The following is a 19,003-nucleotide window of genomic DNA, read 5'->3' on the forward strand; positions in this document are numbered from 1 at the left end:
TTTTGCCACCGAAGTGGCTGATATCGTCTTGTGAGTGCCCACACAGATTGTCTGATAAATTGTTAAAGAGCAGTGAGTTACGCGCTTTCGCTTGCTAACTCGAGGTGGCGTATATTACGCTTTCCTCGTTCAGTGTCAACCGTTTATTTCACCCGGTTGCCGCTGTTTTCAATCTTTCCGACCCGGTCACTTCGTGATGTTGTTCACGTTGTTCCCTGTCGATGGAGCGGCATTATAGGGAGTTCTCAGCAGGCCGCAAGGGCTAATTTTAAGAAAAATCACTGTTTGCTGCATTACACAGCAAACACACCGCTTATACCGTGTTTTGCACAGATTTATCCACAGAGGCACAGGAATCTCAAATTTTGCGAGCGTCGCGCAATCGTTTTCGCTACAATTTCGCGCGTTAGTTTTCACTGCCCTTTAGGGGTGATAAATGAAAAATCAGCCACTGAGGGGAAGTTATCCAAGCTCAATCCCACGTTTTTCTGCAAAGTGCTCTATATAAAGAGAAGAAAATCGTCATTGAATTCCGATAACGCTCTTTACTGCGACTCCAAAGCCAAGGATATAACCACCATGCAACAATCTCGTCCAATCCGCCGCGCTCTGCTCAGTGTTTCTGACAAAGCCGGTATCGTAGAATTCGCCCAGGCTCTGTCTTCGCGTGGCGTTGAATTACTTTCCACTGGCGGAACCGCCAGCCTGTTAGCTAAAGCCGGCCTGCCAGTCACCGAAGTTTCTGACTACACCGGTTTTCCGGAAATGATGGATGGACGCGTCAAAACCCTGCACCCGAAAGTTCATGGCGGGATCCTCGGTCGTCGTGGGAAAGATGATGAAATCATGGCGCAGCATTCTATTGCACCAATCGACATGGTGGTCGTTAACCTTTACCCGTTCGCACAAACCGTCGCGCGCCCGGACTGTACACTGGAAGATGCAGTAGAAAACATTGATATTGGCGGCCCGACCATGGTTCGCTCAGCAGCGAAGAACCATAAAGATGTGGCGATCGTAGTAAAGAGCAGCGACTACGCGTCTATTATTGAAGAAATGGATGCCAACAGCAGCTCGTTGACACTGGCGACCCGTTTCAACCTGGCAATCAAAGCTTTCGAACATACCGCTTCTTACGACGGCATGATTGCGAACTACTTTGGTACGATGGTTCCGGCTTACCACGGTGATACTGAATCGGCTTCCGGCCAGTTCCCGCGCACACTGAATCTCAGCTATATAAAGAAACAAGATATGCGTTATGGCGAGAACAGCCATCAGAACGCTGCCTTCTATATAGAAGAGAACGTCAGCGAAGCTTCTGTGGCCACCTCTACTCAGCTTCAGGGCAAGGCACTTTCCTATAACAACATTGCGGATACCGATGCAGCTCTGGAATGTGTAAAGGAATTTGCAGAACCTGCCTGCGTCATCGTCAAGCATGCTAACCCGTGCGGCGTGGCCATCGGTGACAGTATCCTGGCCGCTTACGAGCGCGCCTACCAGACTGATCCGACGTCGGCTTTCGGCGGCATTATTGCCTTTAACCGTGAGCTGGATGCCGAAACGGCAAAAGCCATCATCAGCCGTCAGTTTGTGGAAGTGATCATCGCGCCGTCCGTCAGTGACGAAGCGCTGGCATTGACCGCGGCCAAACAAAATGTTCGTGTACTCACCTGCGGACAATGGCAAGAGCGCCAGAAAGCGCTCGACTTCAAACGTGTCAATGGTGGCCTGCTGGTTCAGGATCGCGATTTGGGTATGGTTGATACCGCTGATTTGCGTGTGGTTTCCGAGCGCCAGCCGACAGAGCAGGAACTGACAGACGCGCTGTTTTGCTGGAAAGTGGCTAAGTTTGTAAAATCCAATGCCATTGTTTATGCGCGTGACAAAATGACCATCGGTATCGGCGCTGGCCAGATGAGCCGCGTTTATTCTGCCAAAATTGCCGGTATCAAAGCCGCCGATGAAGGTTTGCAAGTGGCGGGCTCCGTAATGGCCTCTGATGCTTTCTTCCCGTTCCGCGACGGTATTGATGCGGCGGCAGCCGTGGGTATTACCTGCGTGATCCAACCTGGCGGCTCTATCCGTGACGATGAAGTTATTGCTGCGGCTAACGAACACGGCATTGCGATGCTGTTCACCGATATGCGCCACTTCCGTCATTAATTTTCTTTTGGCGGGTGCGATGCGCCCGCTCATCCGGAGTCTTCGAATGAATATTTTAATTATCGGTAACGGCGGGCGTGAACATGCACTGGCATGGAAAGCATCGCAGTCACCTCTGGCGGATAAAGTCTTTGTTGCACCTGGCAACGCCGGCACGGCGCTGGAGCCGCTACTGGAAAACGTTGATATTGCCGCCACTGACATCGCCGGCTTGCTGAGTTTTGCACGTGAACATGATATCGGCCTGACTATTGTCGGTCCTGAAGCACCGCTGGTGATTGGTGTGGTCGATGCTTTCCGCGCAGCAGGCCTGAAAATCTTTGGCCCGACGCAGGAAGCGGCGCAGCTGGAAGGCTCTAAGGCATTCACCAAAGATTTTCTGGCTCGCCATAATATTCCCAGTGCCGATTACCAGAACTTCACCGAAATCGAACCCGCTCTGGCTTATCTGCGCAGCAAGGGTGCGCCGATTGTCATCAAAGCTGACGGCCTCGCCGCTGGCAAAGGTGTCATTGTGGCAATGACCCTGAAAGAAGCCGAAGATGCCGTTCATGACATGCTGGCGGGAAATGCTTTCGGTGATGCAGGCCATCGCATTGTTATTGAGGAGTTCCTCGACGGCGAAGAAGCCAGTTTCATCGTCATGGTCGACGGTACCAATGTATTACCGATGGCGACCAGTCAGGATCATAAACGTGTAGGTGACGGCGACAGCGGTCCGAACACCGGTGGTATGGGAGCCTATTCTCCGGCGCCAGTCGTGACCGATGAAATCCATCAGCGCGTGATGGATCAGGTGATTTGGCCAACCGTTCGCGGTATGGCGGCGGAAAATAACACCTATACCGGTTTCCTGTATGCCGGTCTGATGATCTCCGCTGACGGCCAGCCGAAAGTGATCGAGTTCAACTGTCGTTTCGGCGATCCGGAAACTCAGCCGATCATGCTACGTCTGCGCTCTGATCTTGTGGACTTATGCCTGGCCGGTGCTGAAGGTCGTCTGGGTGATAAAACATCCGAGTGGGATCCGCGCCCGTCGCTGGGTGTCGTGCTCGCAGCCGGTGGCTATCCTGCTGATTATAAAACCGGAGATGCTATTCATGGCCTGCCGCTGGAAGAAGTACCGGACGGTAAAGTCTTCCACGCCGGAACCCGTTTGCAGAATGAACGTGTGGTGACTCATGGCGGTCGCGTGTTATGTGTGACGGCATTGGGTAAAACGGTGGAAGCAGCACAGGCACGCGCTTATGACTTAGCAAAAGATATTCATTGGGAAGGCAGCTTCTGCCGCAAAGACATCGGTTATCGCGCCATCGATCGCGAACGCAATCAGTAATCCTGCCAGCCCCGACAATCAAAAAGGCACGCTTCGGCGTGCCTTTTCATGCGTGAACCCGGGATCAGAGATCGGACTCTTTCGGTTCCCATTTACAAAAATCTTCATTAGCTACCAGCAACATCTCATTGCCCTGAGGGGCGGTCAGCCAGGCTAATCCCAGGTTATCGTTACTGCGACTGGCTCGTTTCGCCAGCCAGACCTGTGAGCGGACAGTCAGTGTCGGCGTGACTTGTTCACCGGCACAGGTTGTTATTAACCCTTTGCGCCAGCGCGCCTGAACCAGCCGGACTTTCCCTGCCTGCAGCGCATTACTCAGATCGAGAATTTTTGACGCTTCATACTTATAGCGTTCGATTTCGTCTGCAGATAATTTCTCCCGACGCTCCGGAAGCTGCCGTTGCATAAAGCTGACATTGCCGCCCTCATCAAAACGCAGCATGACACCCAAATCCGTTTTAGTCGCATGGGTTTCTTTAAGCAGGTGCAATTGCCCTTGCTGGAATTCGTATCGGGTAATAATCGTATCGCCGCCGTAATAGGGGCTGTAGACGTTGAGAATGGTTTGAGGATCGTGCTGTGCGCTGTCTTTACGCCAGAGCCGGTTGATACCTTGATCGGCGACATAACCGCTGGCAAAGAATAACTCAGGATCTTTTTTAGAACTGCAACCCACCAGACCGAGCACCAGTAAACCTGCTACCAGTCCGGGGGTGATAAACTGAAGGGGCTTAAAGGCCCCTCCGCTTATTCTTTTCACTGCAAGCAATTACTTAACAGCGTCTTTCAGAGCTTTACCAGAAACGAACGCAGGCACGTTTGCAGCTGCGATTTTGATTTCTTTACCAGTCTGTGGGTTACGACCAGTACGCTCGTTACGATGATTTACCTTGAAAGTCCCGAAACCAACCAATTGTACAGCATCACCTTCTTTCAGAGACTCGGTAATAGCAGACAGAGTAGATTCAAGAGCAACTTTGGCCTGTGCTTTGGAAAGATCAGCTTTGTCCGCAATTACATCAATCAGTTGAGTCTTGTTCATAAGTTATCCTTTACAGTGTGTTTATCGTTTGCAAAGCATCGAGTGCGACGGATATGCCGATTGACAGCACCCTCCTGCATACACGCACCGATAGCCACTTTTTTTACGCCCCCCAAATGTAGACCAGACAGGGTGCGGATGTGAAGCCTTAAGGCACGACAAATCAGGCGTTAAATCACGTTTTCTTGCCTTATTGCGTTAAATTTATGCCAATGTTACTGACAGCGGCTTCACGCAGGTCAGAACGTAACCCTTTTATTAATTCCAGGTCACGCTCTTCACAGTCAGCCAACAGGCGAAAAATCTCCCATTGGATGTCCCATTCCTCTTCCACGGCAGGAATGACTTTGAGTTCTTCATCCGTCATTTCTCTACCGGCCTGAGTCATTTCCAGCATCGCGACAGTACGAATTGACGCCTCACTGACGGCAACCGCGTGTGACAGCGTTTCGCCACTCAGACGTGAATGAATCAGTTCACCTAATGCAATACATGCATCGATGGCCGGATAAACCCCATAGATGTCGTAATCATCGGAAGAAGGCACCGCTTCTTCCAGTTTTTCGAGCTGTGAGTCAAAATTGACCTTGGCGTCTTTTACCACCAGCGTCTCCCAGATTAAATCCAGGATGCGGCGGTAAAGCTGTGCTTCGCCAAACCCGGTTTCCAGACAAAATGCCTGATAGTTCGGGTACATGCGTTCACACAGGCTTGCCATAAACGTTACGTGTTGCCAGCTTTCCAGCTTTTCGAGACGTAAATGAATTGGATTACGTAACATGAGTTGATCTCGTTAACTTTTCTGCGCGGGAGTTTACCTGAAATAAATCAATATCCCTATTCCTTGATTCCTAAAAGATCATCACTCAGCCGTTGCCAGCGTTGAAACGCCGTCCGGTTTGACGCCACAGCATCTGCCCAACGGGTAGGCTCCGGCAGACGATATTGCCGCATGCACTGTTGTACCCAATAAAGCGATGAATCCATGCTGATACGATTACCGGGTGAGATGAATAATGGATTACAACGCAGCTTGCTCCGCCACACCCAGCCAATCTGTTCATCCCCTTCGTACAGCGCCTGGCGACTGTGTAGTTCCTCACCCAGTGGCAGGAACTGACCACATAGACGGCTTTTCGCCACACCAATCGTCGGAACATCGATCATCAGGCCAAAATGACTGGCGACACCAAGACGACGCGGATGCGCAATCCCTTGCCCGTCGACGAAAACCAGATCAGGGTGCGATGAGAGCTGCCGCCACGCCTGCAGCAGGGCGGGAAGTTCGCGGAAGGAAAGGAAACCAGGAATGTAAGGCATAACAGTGGGGATACGGGCAATCTGATACTCTACCAGCTCCAGCGTCGGGTAGCGTAAAACAGCCACCGCCGCGCGTGTCACCTCACCCCCCTGTTCGAAACCGACATCCACACCCGCGATCAATGCGGGAGGGGTGAATTCGGGCGGATCCTGCAATTTAATCTGATCTGCGAGGATCCGTTGTTCTTCACGTAAAGCACGGGTATTGATCATACCGGGATTTTACTCGTGATATTGCCGGGACAGGCTATGCACCGCTTCGACGAAGGCCCCCGCATTTTCCGGCGGGACGTCCTGATGAATGCCGTGACCCAGATTGAACACATGACCATTACCTTTGCCGAAACCGGCAAGGATGGTCTCCACTTCCTGCTCTATACGCACCGGCGAGGCATACAACATTGAAGGATCCATGTTGCCCTGAATCGCGACTTTGTCACCCACGCGACGGCGCGCATCGGCAATATCGGTGGTCCAGTCGAGACCCAGTGCATCGCAGCCCGTCGCAGCCATCGCTTCCAGCCACTGTCCGCCGCCTTTGGTAAACAGCGTGACCGGCACACGACGCCCTTCATTTTCACGGATCAGGCCATCGACAATCTTGTGCATATAGTTCAGGGAAAATTCGCGGTAATCGCGGGGAGACAGTACGCCGCCCCAGGTGTCAAAAATCATTACCGACTGGGCGCCCGCTTTGATCTGGGCATTAAGGTAAAGAATAACGCTGTCTGCCACTTTATCGAGTAACAGATGGAAAGTGGACGGATCGGCGTACATCATCTTTTTGATTTTGGTGAAGGCTTTACTGCTGCCACCTTCTACCATATACGTCGCCAGCGTCCACGGGCTGCCGGAGAAACCGATAAGCGGCACTTCACCTTTCAGGTTCTTACGGATAGTACGCACGGCGTTCATGACATACCCAAGCTCCATTTCAGGATCCGGAACCGGCAGTTTTTCGACATCGGCACGGTTCGTTAATGGCGAAGAAAAACGCGGCCCTTCACCGGCTTCAAAATACAGCCCAAGCCCCATCGCATCAGGAATGGTCAGGATGTCGGAGAATAGGATCGCCGCATCCAGCGGATAGCGACGAAGCGGCTGCAAAGTCACTTCACAGGCCAGCTCGGCATTCTTGCACAGCGACATAAAATCACCGGCTTCAGCGCGGGTTTCTTTGTACTCCGGCAAATAACGGCCTGCCTGACGCATCATCCAGACCGGTGTAATGTCCACTGGCTGACGTAACAAAGCACGCAGGTAACGGTCGTTTTTCAACTCATTCATTCTTGCTCTTTCCTTCAGTATTCGGGCCGCCCGACAATCGTCTCACAGTATTCTATCACGTAAAACCGCCTCTACTCTTCGTGTTCAGCACGACAAAGAGCCACGGTGTCTTCAATAAGACGGCGCGCGATCGTCCCTGGCGGTGGCAACTGCGGTAATGCATCAAAGCGATACCAGTTCGCGTTAAGCAACTCTTTCGGGTCATGCTGAATGTCGCCACTGTCATAATCCGCCATAAATGCCATCATCAGCGAATTGGGGAACGGCCAGGGCTGAGAACTGACATAACGGACGTTTTTCACACGAATATTACTTTCTTCCAGGACTTCGCGTGCCACGGTTTCCTCCAGGGTTTCTCCGACCTCAACAAAACCCGCCAGAACCGTGTGAATGCCATTACGATGCCGGACATGCTGTGCCAGCAAAATCTCATCACCCTTACGGATGGCGACAATAATGCAGGGTGCAATCTGCGGATAATAGCGTTCGCGGCAGTGCCCGCAGAGTGCAGCCCACTCGGTTTTGCTGACATGCATTGCATGCCCGCAGTAGCCACAGAACTGATGAGATCGATAAAATTCAGACAGCTGTACACCGCGCCCGACCAACTGGAATAATCCACGATCCTGATCCAGCAACTGACGGGCGGAAAACATATGGTTTGGCATCGCCTGACGAATCAGCCAGACAGGTTCACCCTGCCATTCGCCGATCTGTCGCGCCGTTTTACCGGTCAGAGAAAATTGTGTGGCGCTGCCAAATGGCAGTTCGCCCTCAGGCAGCCATAGCTTGCCGTCCTGGCTGATGACCCACCAGCCATTGTGTTGCTCGGTAATCTGTAATTCCATAATTGTTGTTGCATAACCTCATCGGGACTGACAATCTGAGGGGATATTCACCTGTTAGTAACTTTTAGTTACGTCTTTATCGCTCACGGAGTCAACCATGCTAAATCGTCTGGAAAGACTGACCCAACGCGTTGGTGGCAATAATGCGTTAGTGGATCAATGGCTGCACGCACGCAAAGAGCTGCTGGTTTCGTACTGCACTTTGGTCGGCCTCAAGCCCAATAAAGAAAAACATACCCCTCTCAATGAAAAAGCGCTGGATAACTTTTGCCATAACCTGGTGGACTATCTGTCTGCCGGTCATTTCCATCTGTATCAGCGGATCATTGATGAAGTTGAAGGTGCGAATAGCCCGATAAAATTGCAGGCTGCAAAAATCTATCCTGCACTGGAACTGAATACTGAAACTATCATGGCTTTCCATGATAGTTACACTGAAAATGATATTGATGATGACAATGCTTTCGCATTTCATTATGCATTATCCGATATAGGTGAAGCGTTAGATGCGCGTTTTCAGCTGGAAGATCAATTAATTATTCTCGCTTTTAATCGCAGCAGTCAGGCAGTAAAGCCACCTGAAAATGAAGAACATCTCGCCAGACCGGTTTAAGACTTTGCCCTACTAAAATCCGGCTAAGATTTGTGATTTTAGTAATAGTTTTAGTTGTAGTTTCAAAAAACGCCTCCTATATTGAGGCTTCTTGTCGGAGTGCCTAGCGCATAATTTTCTCGCGAAGATTACGCCAGGCTGAGACCGTTAATTCGGGATCCGCGGAACCTGATCGGGTTAGTACCCGCGAAGGGAACAAGAGTAATGTTATGCGTTCAGCGTAATCTGGCATCTGCCTGCATCAGGCCGCCTGCGCTCCATCGCCCATTTTTACTCCTGCCGTAAACCTCCAGACAAGCAATTTTCCATCACGTTTTTGCCACGTTTTTACTACGCAAAACAACACAAGGAATTTGCTATGTCGAGTACTCAAAAAACTGTTGTTTCTACAAAGACACCTTCAAACCGCCGTGAACAACGGGCGCAGGCGCAGTCGTTTATCGACAGTCTGCAGGGTGAAGCTTTTCCCAATTCCCGCCGTATTTATCTTGAAACTGACCGCCATGATATCCGCGTACCGATGCGTGAAATCCAGCTCAGCCCGACGCTGGTCGGCGGCGGCAAAGACAATCCACAATTCGAAGAAAATGAAGCGATTCCTGTTTATGATACCGCCGGGCCTTACGGCGATCCGTCGGCAGTTATCGACGTGCATACCGGCCTGGAAAAATTACGCGCCCGCTGGATAAACGCGCGGGCGGACACGGAGGAACTCCCGCAGGTCAGTTCCGGTTTTACCCAGCAGCGACTGGCGGATGAAGGGCTGGACCACCTCCGCTTCGAACACCTGCCCCGCCCGCGCAAAGCCATTGCGGGTAAAAATGTCACACAACTGCATTACGCCCGCAAAGGCATCATCACGCCTGAGATGGAGTTTATCGCCGTTCGCGAAAATATGGGGCGTGAACGCATCCGCGGTGACGTTCTGCGTCAGCAACATCCCGGCGAAAGCTTCGGTGCGCATCTGCCCGCCAATATCACCGCAGAGTTTGTAAGACAGGAAGTCGCTGCCGGTCGCGCGATTATTCCCGCCAATATTAACCATCCTGAATCAGAGCCGATGATCATCGGACGCAATTTCCTGGTGAAAGTGAACGCCAACATCGGCAACTCGGCGGTGACGTCTTCTATCGAAGAAGAAGTCGAGAAACTGGTATGGTCGACACGCTGGGGCGCGGATACCGTGATGGATCTCTCCACCGGCCGTTATATACATGAAACCCGTGAGTGGATCCTGCGTAACAGTCCGGTACCTATTGGTACCGTGCCGATTTATCAGGCACTGGAAAAAGTCAACGGCGTGGCCGAAGACCTGAACTGGGAAATGTTTCGCGATACGTTGCTGGAACAGGCCGAACAAGGTGTCGATTACTTCACCATACACGCTGGGGTATTGCTGCGTTACGTGCCGATGACCGCCAAACGCCTGACCGGGATTGTGTCCCGCGGCGGTTCGATCATGGCGAAATGGTGCCTTTCACATCATCAAGAAAGTTTCCTGTATGAGCATTTCCGCGAAATTTGCGAAATCTGTGCCGCCTATGATGTCTCGCTGTCACTGGGCGACGGCCTGCGGCCTGGCTCCATTCAGGATGCCAACGACGAAGCGCAATTTGCCGAATTACGTACATTAGGTGAACTGACCAAAATCGCCTGGGAATATGATGTTCAGGTCATGATCGAAGGACCGGGACATGTGCCGATGCAGATGATCCGCCGCAATATGACCGAAGAACTCGAACATTGCCACGAAGCGCCCTTCTATACCCTCGGCCCGCTGACTACCGATATCGCGCCGGGTTATGACCATTTCACGTCCGGTATTGGTGCCGCAATGATTGGCTGGTTCGGTTGCGCCATGCTCTGTTATGTCACGCCAAAAGAGCATCTCGGCCTGCCTAACAAAGAAGACGTTAAGCAGGGTCTCATCACCTACAAAATCGCAGCACATGCCGCCGATTTAGCGAAAGGACATCCCGGCGCCCAAATCCGTGACAACGCTATGTCAAAAGCACGGTTCGAATTCCGCTGGGAAGACCAGTTTAATCTGGCTCTCGATCCGGCAACGGCTCGTGCCTATCACGATGAAACGCTGCCTCAGGAATCCGGCAAAGTGGCACACTTTTGCTCAATGTGCGGTCCGAAATTCTGCTCCATGAAAATCACTCAGGAAGTGCGCGATTATGCCGCCGCACTGGAAGCCAAAGCCCAGCCGGTTGAAGTTATTGAATCCGGTATGGCACAGATGTCTGCCGAATTCCGTTCACGCGGCAGCGAGCTTTATCATCCGGCCGACAATCTCAGCACGGAGAACAACCAATGAATCAGTCCGCTCAACCCTTTCCTGCCGTTCCGTTCCACCTTGGTTTATATCCGGTCGTGGATACCGTGGACTGGATTGCCCGCCTGCTGGATGCGGGCGTTAAAACGTTGCAATTACGTGTGAAAGATTTGTCTGATGAGGACGTCGAGCCAGCAATTATTGATGCAATTGCGCTGGGCAAAAAATATCAGGCACGGTTATTTATCAATGATTACTGGCGCCTGGCGATAAAGCATCAGGCTTATGGTGTGCATTTAGGTCAGGAAGATCTGGATACTGCCGATCTTGAGGCAATCCGTCAGGCTGGTTTACGGCTGGGCGTATCCACACATGATGATACTGAAATGGCACGCGCTGTCGCCGTGAAACCTTCTTACATCGCCCTCGGTCATATCTTCCCGACGCAGACCAAAGATATGCCGTCGGCGCCACAAGGACTGAAAGAACTCGCCCGACACATCAGGCAACTCAACGGCAGCTTCCCGACGGTGGCCATCGGCGGGATCAGCATTGAACGTGCTCCGTCGGTTCTCGATTGCGGCGTCGGCAGCATCGCCGTCGTCAGCGCCATTACGCAGGCAGCAGACTGGCGGACAGCCACCGCAGAATTACTGGCTTTATGCGCCAGTAAGGTGCCGGAAGATGCTTAACGATGCGGCTTTTATGCGCTACAGCCGTCAGCTGATGCTGGAGGAGTTCGGTCCGCAGGCACAGGAAAAGCTACAGGCGGCGAAAGTCCTGATTGTCGGGCTAGGCGGACTGGGATCGCCGGCAGCCTTATATCTGGCAGCGGCAGGCGTAGGTACGCTGGTTCTGGCCGATGACGATCAATTACACATCACCAATCTTCAACGACAGATACTCTACCGCACCGCAGATCTCGATCAGCCCAAAGCGGTTCTGGCAAAACGTGAATTACTGCGTCTGAATCCGCTTTGCGAAGCCGTGGCCATCACGGAGCGTCTGACAGGCGAAGCGTTGATCCGTGCCGTGTCAGACACCGATATCGTTTTAGATTGCAGCGATAACATGGAAACCCGGCACGCGGTTAATAAAGCCTGCGTAGAGGCTGAAAAAACCTTGATCAGCGGTAGCGCCGTCGGATTCAGCGGACAGCTTCTGGTGCTAGAAGCACCTTATGTACACGGTTGTTACGCCTGTTTGTATCCGGATCAGGAAACCGTACAGCGCAATTGCCGAACATCAGGTGTGCTCGGCCCGGTCGTTGGCACCATCGGTACATTGCAGGCGCTGGAAGCACTAAAAATCCTGGCGGGACTGCCTTCCGTACTGAGCGGAAAGTTACGTCTGTTCGACGGTAAAACGCAAAACTGGCGTTCACTGCAACTCACACGTTCATCAGCCTGTGCCATCTGCGGAGGCCACGCATGAACATTCTGGTCAATGAAGTACCACACCAATTCAGTCAACCGCTCACCTTGTTGAATCTGCTCAGTTTACTGGCGTTAAATCCTGCAGGCAGCGCACTGGCGGTTAATCAGGTCATTATTCCCCGCGATAACTGGCCTGCTCATTCACTGGAAGACGGTGACGAGATCCTGCTCTTTCAGGCGATAGCCGGAGGCTGATATGTTAAAAATTGCTGATACCACCTTTACGTCACACCTTTTTACCGGAACGGGAAAATTCGCCAGCCCGGCGTTAATGCAACAGGCACTGGAAGCATCCGGCACTCAACTGGTGACCATGGCGATGAAACGCGTTGATCTGCGTCGCGGAGGGGATGACATTTTGTTTCCTTTGCAGCAGCTCGGGGTCCGTTTGTTGCCTAACACATCCGGTGCTAAAACAGCTGAGGAGGCCGTATTTGCCGCACAACTGGCAAGAGAAGCACTGGCAACAAACTGGGTGAAGCTTGAAATTCACCCAGACGTAAAATACCTGCTGCCCGATGCCATAGAAACGTTGAAAGCCGCAGAGATTCTGGTGAAAAAAGGATTCGTTGTTTTGCCGTATTGCAGCGCGGATCCGGTGTTGTGTAAACGTCTGGAAGAAGTCGGTTGTGCCGCCGTCATGCCCCTGGGTGCGCCGATCGGCTCCAATCAGGGTCTGCAAACCCGTGAGTTTTTGCAAATCATCATTGAGCAGGCACAGATTCCGGTCGTCGTTGATGCCGGTATTGGTGCCCCAAGCCAGGCCGCTGAAGCGCTGGAAATAGGGGCCGATGCTGTATTAGTCAATACGGCGATAGCCGTCGCAGGCGATCCGGTTGCTATGGCAACGGCATTCCGGCTGGCGGTACAGGCCGGCGCAATCGCCCGTCAAAGCGGCCTGGGTGGCAGGCAGCGGCAAGCCAGCGCGTCAAGTCCGCTGACCGGTTTCCTCAATGCTCCGCAGGTATCCTTATGAATAACTTTACGGATGTGTGGTCAATGCTGGACTGGGATGATATTTCCCTTCGCATCAACAGCAAAACATCCCGTGATGTTGAACAGGCGCTCAGCCGCAACAAAATCAGCCGTGAAGATTTCATGGCATTAATTTCTCCGGCTGCGCTGCCTTATCTGGAAACTATGGCGCAACGCGCTCAACAACTGACACGTCAGCGATTCGGCAATACGGTGAATTTCTTCGCCCCCTTGTATTTATCCAATCTTTGCGCCAACGAATGTACATATTGCGGCTTTTCGATGAGCAATAAAATCAAACGTAAAACGCTGGATGAAAATGAAATCAGTCGGGAGTGTGAAGCGCTGAATGCGCTGGGCTTCAAACATCTGTTATTGGTCACCGGCGAACACAAGGGAAAAGTCGGCATGGATTATTTCCGCCGCCATTTGCCGCCAATCAGAAGCCATTTCGATTCGCTGATGATCGAAGTTCAGCCGCTACAGCAGGAAGAATATGCCGAGCTGAAAACGCTGGGGCTGGACGGTGTATTGGTTTATCAGGAGACCTATCACGCACCGACCTATGCCTTGCATCATCTTCGCGGACAGAAACAAGATTTTTTCTGGCGACTGGAGACACCGGACCGGCTCGGGCGGGCAAGGATCGATAAAATCGGACTTGGGGCCCTGTTTGGGCTTTCAGGCAACTGGCGGACGGACAGTTATATGGTGGCCGAACATTTGTTGTACCTCCAACAAACCTACTGGCAAAGCCGTTATTCGGTGGCATTTCCGAGATTGCGCCCTTGTACCGGCGGTATCGAACCAGCTTCTTTGTTGGAAGAAAACCAGCTTGTACAACTGATATGCGCTTTCAGGATGCTGGCACCGGATGTCGAGCTTTCATTGTCGACGCGCGAATCACCTTACTTCCGCGATCATGTCATCCCGCTGGCGATCAACACCGTCAGCGCAGGATCTAAAACACAACCCGGTGGCTATGCCGATGATCATCCGGAACTTGAGCAATTTGCACCGCACGATAACCGATCCCCGCAACGTGTCGCAGAGGCATTAACACAAGCCGGGCTGCAGCCGGTCTGGAAAGACTGGGACAGTTTTTTGGGGCGGGTCTCGCAGGAAAATGTCGCCGGAGGGTAATTTAGTAAACTCTCAGGAATACAGATTCCATAAAACAATTTTGCTCCTCGCACCAGCAGTCCTGGGGCATTAATGTGCCTTTGCCACTGCACATTCGCAACTGGCCGGCGCCATTCATCCCGGCGCTGCTTCCAAATAGCCGGAACAGGTTATCGTCCAGTTTCCTGTTCCGGCTCCTCTTTACCCGCCACGTCCTTTCTCAAATTTCAGGTAAAAAAAAACCGCCCTCGAAGGGGCGGTTTTATGCGTTTCGACAGAAGACGATTAATCGTCGCTGTTACCGAAACCTGCGTTCAGCAGTTCAGCCAGGTTAGCCGTTGCTTCATCCGCACTGACTTGCGGTACAACTGGCACTTCGCCCTGTGCTTTACGGCGTGCACGATCCTGATGATAAGCGTAACCGGTACCGGCTGGGATCAGACGGCCAACGATAACGTTCTCTTTCAGGCCACGCAGTTCATCACGTTTACCCGCAACAGCGGCTTCAGTAAGAACGCGCGTGGTTTCCTGGAACGATGCAGCAGAGATGAAGGATTCGGTCGCCAAAGATGCTTTGGTAATACCGAGCAGATCACGGGTAAAGGTTGCCGTGATTTTGCCTTCAGCTTCCAGCTGACGGTTAGCGATTTTAACGCGAGACATTTCTGCCTGCTCGCCTTCCAGGAAGTCAGTGCCACCAGCGCTAACGATGGTGCCTTTACGCAACATCTGACGAACGATAACTTCAATGTGCTTATCGTTAATCTTAACGCCTTGCAGACGGTAAACTTCCTGCACTTCGTTAGTGATGTAGCGGGTAACCGCATGAACACCACGTAAACGCAGGATGTCGTGCGGAGACTCAGGGCCGTCGGATACGACGTCACCACGTTCCACAACTTCGCCTTCGAACACGTTCAGCTGACGCCATTTAGGGATCATTTCTTCGTAAGCATCGCTGCCATCCAACGGAGAAATTACCAGACGACGTTTGCCTTTGGTTTCTTTACCGAAGGAGATGATCCCGCTGATTTCAGCAAGGATTGCAGGCTCTTTCGGACGACGTGCTTCGAACAGGTCAGCAACGCGTGGCAGACCACCGGTGATGTCCTTGGTACCGCCGGATTCCTGAGGAATACGCGCCAGGGTGTCACCGGAGTGGATCTGAGTACCATCTTCCAGCTGAACGATCGCTTTACCTGGCAGGAAGTATTGAGCAGGCATATCAGTACCTGGAATCAATACGTCGTTGCCTTTAGCATCAACGATTTTCAGTGCCGGACGCAGATCTTTACCGCTACCGGTACGCTCTGCAGAGTCCAGAACAACCAGAGAAGACAAACCGGTCAGGTCATCAGTCTGGCGGGTAATGGTCTGAGTATCCACCATATCGGCAAAGCGAATGAAACCACTCACTTCACTGATAACTGGCATGGTGTGCGGATCCCAGTTAGCCACGGTTTCGCCGCCGTTAACTGCTGCGCCATCACCTTTGCCCATCACGGAACCGTAAGGCACTTTATAGCTTTCTTTGGTACGACCAAATTCGTCGATCAATTTCAGCTCAGTGTTACGGGAAGTGATAACCAGTTTGCCGTTAGAGTTGCTAACGTGCTTGTGGTTGCTCAGTTTAATGGTACCGGTATTCTTAACCTGAATGCTGGATTCCGCTGCCGCACGAGATGCCGCACCACCGATGTGGAAGGTACGCATCGTCAGCTGGGTACCCGGCTCACCGATTGACTGTGCTGCAATAACACCGATCGCTTCACCTTTGTTGATGATGTGACCACGTGCTAGGTCGCGACCGTAGCAGTTTGCACACACACCAAAGTCGGTTTCGCAACTTACGACTGAACGTACTTTCACGCTGTCGACAGAGTTCTCTTCTAACAGATCACACGTCTTCTCGTGAAGCAGGGTGTTACGTGGAACCAGGATATCCGCCGTACCCGGCTTCAGGATATCTTCTGCAGTCACACGACCCAGTACACGTTCGCGCAGTGGTTCTTTAACGTCGCCACCTTCGATGACCGGAGTCATCATGATGCCTTCGTGAGTACCACAGTCGTCTTCGGTCACTACCAGATCCTGTGCCACGTCAACCAGACGACGGGTCAGATAACCGGAGTTCGCCGTTTTCAGTGCGGTATCCGCCAAGCCTTTACGAGCACCGTGAGTAGAGATGAAGTACTGGAGTACGTTCAGACCTTCACGGAAGTTCGCGGTGATTGGCGTTTCAATGATGGAACCATCCGGCTTGGCCATCAGGCCACGCATACCGGCCAGCTGACGAATCTGTGCAGCAGAACCACGCGCACCGGAGTCGGCCATCATAAAGATACTGTTGAAGGAAACCTGCTGTTCAACAACACCGTCACGGTTGACGACGTCTTCAACAGACAAGTTTTCCATCATTGCCTTAGCAACACGTTCGTTGGCCGCAGCCCAGATGTCGATCACTTTGTTATAGCGTTCGCCAGCAGTTACCAGACCAGACTGGAACTGTTCCTGGATTTCAGCAACTTCAGTTTCTGCTTCTTCGATGATCTCTGCTTTCTTCGCAGGGATTACCATGTCATCGATACCTACTGACGCACCTGAACGGGCAGCGTAAGCAAAACCGGTGTACATGATCTGGTCAGCAAAAATAACGGTCGGCTTCAGGCCCAAAATGCGGTAACAGGTGTTCAGCATTTTGGAGATAGCTTTTTTGCCCAGAGGCTGGTTGACGATAGAGAACGGCAGACCTTTTGGCACGATCATCCACAGGATGGCGCGACCGACAGTCGTGTCAATAATCGACGTCTTATGCGTAACTTCGCCTTCGGTATTTTTGATCTCTTCAGTAATACGCACTTTGACACGCGCATGCAGAGAGGCCAAACCGGCGCGGTAAATACGCTCAGCTTCTTTAGGACCGGTCAGAACCATGCCTTCGCCTTTGGCGTTAACACAGTCACGGGTCATGTAGTACAGACCCAATACAACGTCCTGAGAAGGAACGATGATTGGCTCGCCGTTCGCAGGTGACAGGATGTTGTTGGTAGACATCATCAACGCACGCGCTTCCAGCTGAGCTTCCAGCGTCAACGGTACGTGAACAGCCATCTGGTCACCATCGAAGTCGGCGTTATATGCCGCACAAACCAGCGGGTGCAGCTGGATTGCTTTACCTTCGATCAGAACCGGTTCAAACGCCTGAATACCCAAACGGTGCAGGGTTGGTGCACGGTTCAGCAGTACCGGGTGTTCGCGGATAACTTCGTCCAGGATATCCCAAACGACAGCTTCTTCGCGCTCAACCATTTTCTTCGCGGCTTTGATGGTGGTGGCGAGGCCACGCAGTTCCAGCTTGCCGTAAATGAACGGTTTGAACAGTTCCAGTGCCATTTTCTTCGGCAGACCACACTGATGCAGACGCAGGTATGGACCTACGGTGATAACGGAACGACCAGAGTAGTCGACACGTTTACCCAGCAAGTTCTGACGGAAACGACCCTGTTTACCTTTAATCATGTCTGCCAGAGATTTCAGCGGACGCTTGTTAGAGCCGGTAATTGCACGACCGCGACGGCCGTTATCCAGCAAAGCATCTACCGCTTCTTGCAGCATACGTTTTTCGTTACGTACGATGATGTCTGGCGCAGCCAGATCCAGCAGGCGTTTCAGACGGTTGTTACGGTTAATCACGCGACGATACAGATCGTTCAGATCTGACGTTGCGAAACGGCCACCGTCCAGCGGAACCAATGGACGCAAATCTGGCGGCAATACCGGCAGCACGGTCAGGATCATCCACTCTGGTTTGTTACCAGACTGAACGAACGCTTCCAGCAGCTTGATACGCTTGGTCAGCTTTTTACGTTTGGTTTCGGAGTTGGTTTCGTTCAACTCTTCACGCAGTTGTTCGCACTCTGCTTCCAGGTCCATGTTTTTCAACAGAGCCTGAATGGCTTCCGCACCCATCTTCGCGTCGAACTCATCACCAAACTCTTCCAACGCATCCAGATACTGCTCTTCAGTCAGGATCTGGCGTTTTTCGAGGTTGGTCATGCCGCCTTCGATAACCACATAGGATTCGAAGTACAGAACACGTTCGATATCACGCAGTGGCATATCCAGCAGTAAACCGATGCGCGATGGCAGCGATTTCAGGAACCAGATGTGTGCAGTCGGGGAAGCCAGTTCGATGTGGCCCATACGCTCACGGCGTACTTTAGTCTGGGTCACTTCAACGCCGCACTTCTCGCAGATCACGCCGCGATGTTTTAAACGCTTGTACTTACCGCACAGGCATTCGTAGTCTTTTACTGGTCCGAAGATACGGGCACAGAAAAGGCCGTCACGTTCTGGTTTGAACGTACGGTAGTTAATGGTTTCTGGCTTCTTAACTTCACCAAAAGACCAAGAACGGATCATGTCTGGCGATGCCAGAGCAATTTTGATCGCATCAAACTCTTCGGTCTTAGTTTGCGCTTTCAGAAACTTTAGTAAGTCTTTCACGGATTGGCTCCCGTCGGGTTAGACCTGTTAGGCACCTGGTCTGTATTGATTAACAGGCAGGTGCCCCT

At 52.1% G+C, this 19,003-nt stretch carries 16 protein-coding genes and 1 riboswitch; of the genes, 9 read left to right on the plus strand and 7 right to left on the minus strand.

Features of this window, described 5'->3' with window-relative positions:
- The first annotated feature begins 579 nt into the window (after window positions 1–579).
- Together purH and purD are read left to right on the plus strand one after the other, a co-directional pair.
- The gene (purH, locus tag EVX52_RS24845) at window positions 580–2,169 is read left to right on the plus strand and encodes a bifunctional phosphoribosylaminoimidazolecarboxamide formyltransferase/IMP cyclohydrolase (protein WP_129955663.1); all 1,590 of its coding nucleotides are present in this window, start codon (window positions 580–582) and stop codon (window positions 2,167–2,169) included.
- Window positions 2,170–2,215: 46 nt separating this feature from the next.
- Entirely contained in the window at window positions 2,216–3,505 is a 1,290-nt protein-coding gene (gene purD, locus EVX52_RS24850) for a phosphoribosylamine--glycine ligase (RefSeq protein WP_129955664.1), read from the plus strand.
- 64 nt (window positions 3,506–3,569) lie between these two features.
- Here purD and EVX52_RS24855 read toward each other — a convergent pair whose 3' ends face one another.
- The 6 genes from EVX52_RS24855 to nudC all read right to left on the minus strand — a co-directional run bounded on the left by EVX52_RS24855 (window position 3,570) and on the right by nudC (window position 8,002).
- Window positions 3,570–4,256, minus strand: coding sequence for a DUF1481 domain-containing protein (locus tag EVX52_RS24855; protein ID WP_240782882.1), 687 nt, complete (start codon window positions 4,254–4,256; stop codon window positions 3,570–3,572).
- Between the two features lie 18 nt (window positions 4,257–4,274).
- The gene (gene hupA, locus EVX52_RS24860) at window positions 4,275–4,547 is read right to left on the minus strand and encodes a nucleoid-associated protein HU-alpha (protein ID WP_013577396.1); all 273 of its coding nucleotides are present in this window, start codon (window positions 4,545–4,547) and stop codon (window positions 4,275–4,277) included.
- A 190-nt stretch (window positions 4,548–4,737) separates the two neighbouring features.
- Complete coding sequence (locus EVX52_RS24865) at window positions 4,738–5,328, minus strand: YjaG family protein (RefSeq protein ID WP_129955666.1); 591 nt, start codon at window positions 5,326–5,328, stop codon at window positions 4,738–4,740.
- Between the two features lie 56 nt (window positions 5,329–5,384).
- A complete protein-coding gene (nfi, locus tag EVX52_RS24870) occupies window positions 5,385–6,080 on the minus strand; it encodes a deoxyribonuclease V (RefSeq protein ID WP_129955667.1) in 696 nt (231 codons plus the stop codon).
- A 9-nt stretch (window positions 6,081–6,089) separates the two neighbouring features.
- Window positions 6,090–7,154, minus strand: coding sequence for a uroporphyrinogen decarboxylase (gene hemE / locus EVX52_RS24875; RefSeq protein WP_015699029.1), 1,065 nt, complete (start codon window positions 7,152–7,154; stop codon window positions 6,090–6,092).
- A gap of 71 nt (window positions 7,155–7,225) precedes the next feature.
- Entirely contained in the window at window positions 7,226–8,002 is a 777-nt protein-coding gene (nudC, locus tag EVX52_RS24880) for an NAD(+) diphosphatase (RefSeq protein ID WP_129955668.1), read from the minus strand.
- A 97-nt stretch (window positions 8,003–8,099) separates the two neighbouring features.
- Here nudC and rsd point away from each other — a divergent pair, with 97 nt between their 5' ends.
- The 7 genes from rsd (at window position 8,100) to thiH (ending at window position 14,450) form a co-directional block, all read left to right on the plus strand.
- A complete protein-coding gene (gene rsd, locus EVX52_RS24885) occupies window positions 8,100–8,615 on the plus strand; it encodes a sigma D regulator (RefSeq protein ID WP_129992338.1) in 516 nt (171 codons plus the stop codon).
- Between the two features lie 85 nt (window positions 8,616–8,700).
- Window positions 8,701–8,827: riboswitch (TPP riboswitch) on the plus strand.
- Window positions 8,828–8,973: 146 nt separating this feature from the next.
- The gene (thiC, locus tag EVX52_RS24890) at window positions 8,974–10,938 is read left to right on the plus strand and encodes a phosphomethylpyrimidine synthase ThiC (RefSeq protein ID WP_129955670.1); all 1,965 of its coding nucleotides are present in this window, start codon (window positions 8,974–8,976) and stop codon (window positions 10,936–10,938) included.
- Window positions 10,935–11,588, plus strand: coding sequence for a thiamine phosphate synthase (gene thiE, locus EVX52_RS24895; RefSeq protein ID WP_129992339.1), 654 nt, complete (start codon window positions 10,935–10,937; stop codon window positions 11,586–11,588). The genes thiC and thiE overlap by 4 nt, the downstream gene beginning before the upstream one ends.
- Window positions 11,581–12,330 carry a HesA/MoeB/ThiF family protein gene (locus EVX52_RS24900; RefSeq protein ID WP_129992340.1) on the plus strand — a complete coding sequence of 250 codons (750 nt, stop codon included), beginning with the start codon at window positions 11,581–11,583 and terminating at the stop codon, window positions 12,328–12,330. The genes thiE and EVX52_RS24900 overlap by 8 nt, the downstream gene beginning before the upstream one ends.
- Window positions 12,327–12,527, plus strand: a complete 201-nt coding sequence (gene thiS / locus EVX52_RS24905) for a sulfur carrier protein ThiS (RefSeq protein ID WP_129992341.1) — start codon at window positions 12,327–12,329, stop codon at window positions 12,525–12,527. The genes EVX52_RS24900 and thiS overlap by 4 nt, the downstream gene beginning before the upstream one ends.
- Window position 12,528: 1 nt before the next feature.
- Complete coding sequence (locus tag EVX52_RS24910) at window positions 12,529–13,308, plus strand: thiazole synthase (protein ID WP_129955674.1); 780 nt, start codon at window positions 12,529–12,531, stop codon at window positions 13,306–13,308.
- Window positions 13,305–14,450, plus strand: coding sequence for a 2-iminoacetate synthase ThiH (gene thiH, locus EVX52_RS24915; RefSeq protein WP_129955675.1), 1,146 nt, complete (start codon window positions 13,305–13,307; stop codon window positions 14,448–14,450). Before EVX52_RS24910 ends, thiH begins: the two co-directional genes overlap by 4 nt.
- A gap of 264 nt (window positions 14,451–14,714) precedes the next feature.
- Here the strand turns inward: thiH and rpoC are convergent, their stop codons facing one another.
- Window positions 14,715–18,935 (minus strand): DNA-directed RNA polymerase subunit beta', encoded by a 4,221-nt coding sequence (gene rpoC / locus EVX52_RS24920; protein WP_129955676.1) that lies wholly within the window; start codon window positions 18,933–18,935, stop codon window positions 14,715–14,717.
- Window positions 18,936–19,003 lie beyond the last annotated feature (68 nt).

It is taken from the genome of Rahnella sp. CFA14(1/10), from assembly GCF_004195095.1.
Classification (GTDB): domain Bacteria; phylum Pseudomonadota; class Gammaproteobacteria; order Enterobacterales; family Enterobacteriaceae; genus Rahnella; species Rahnella perminowiae.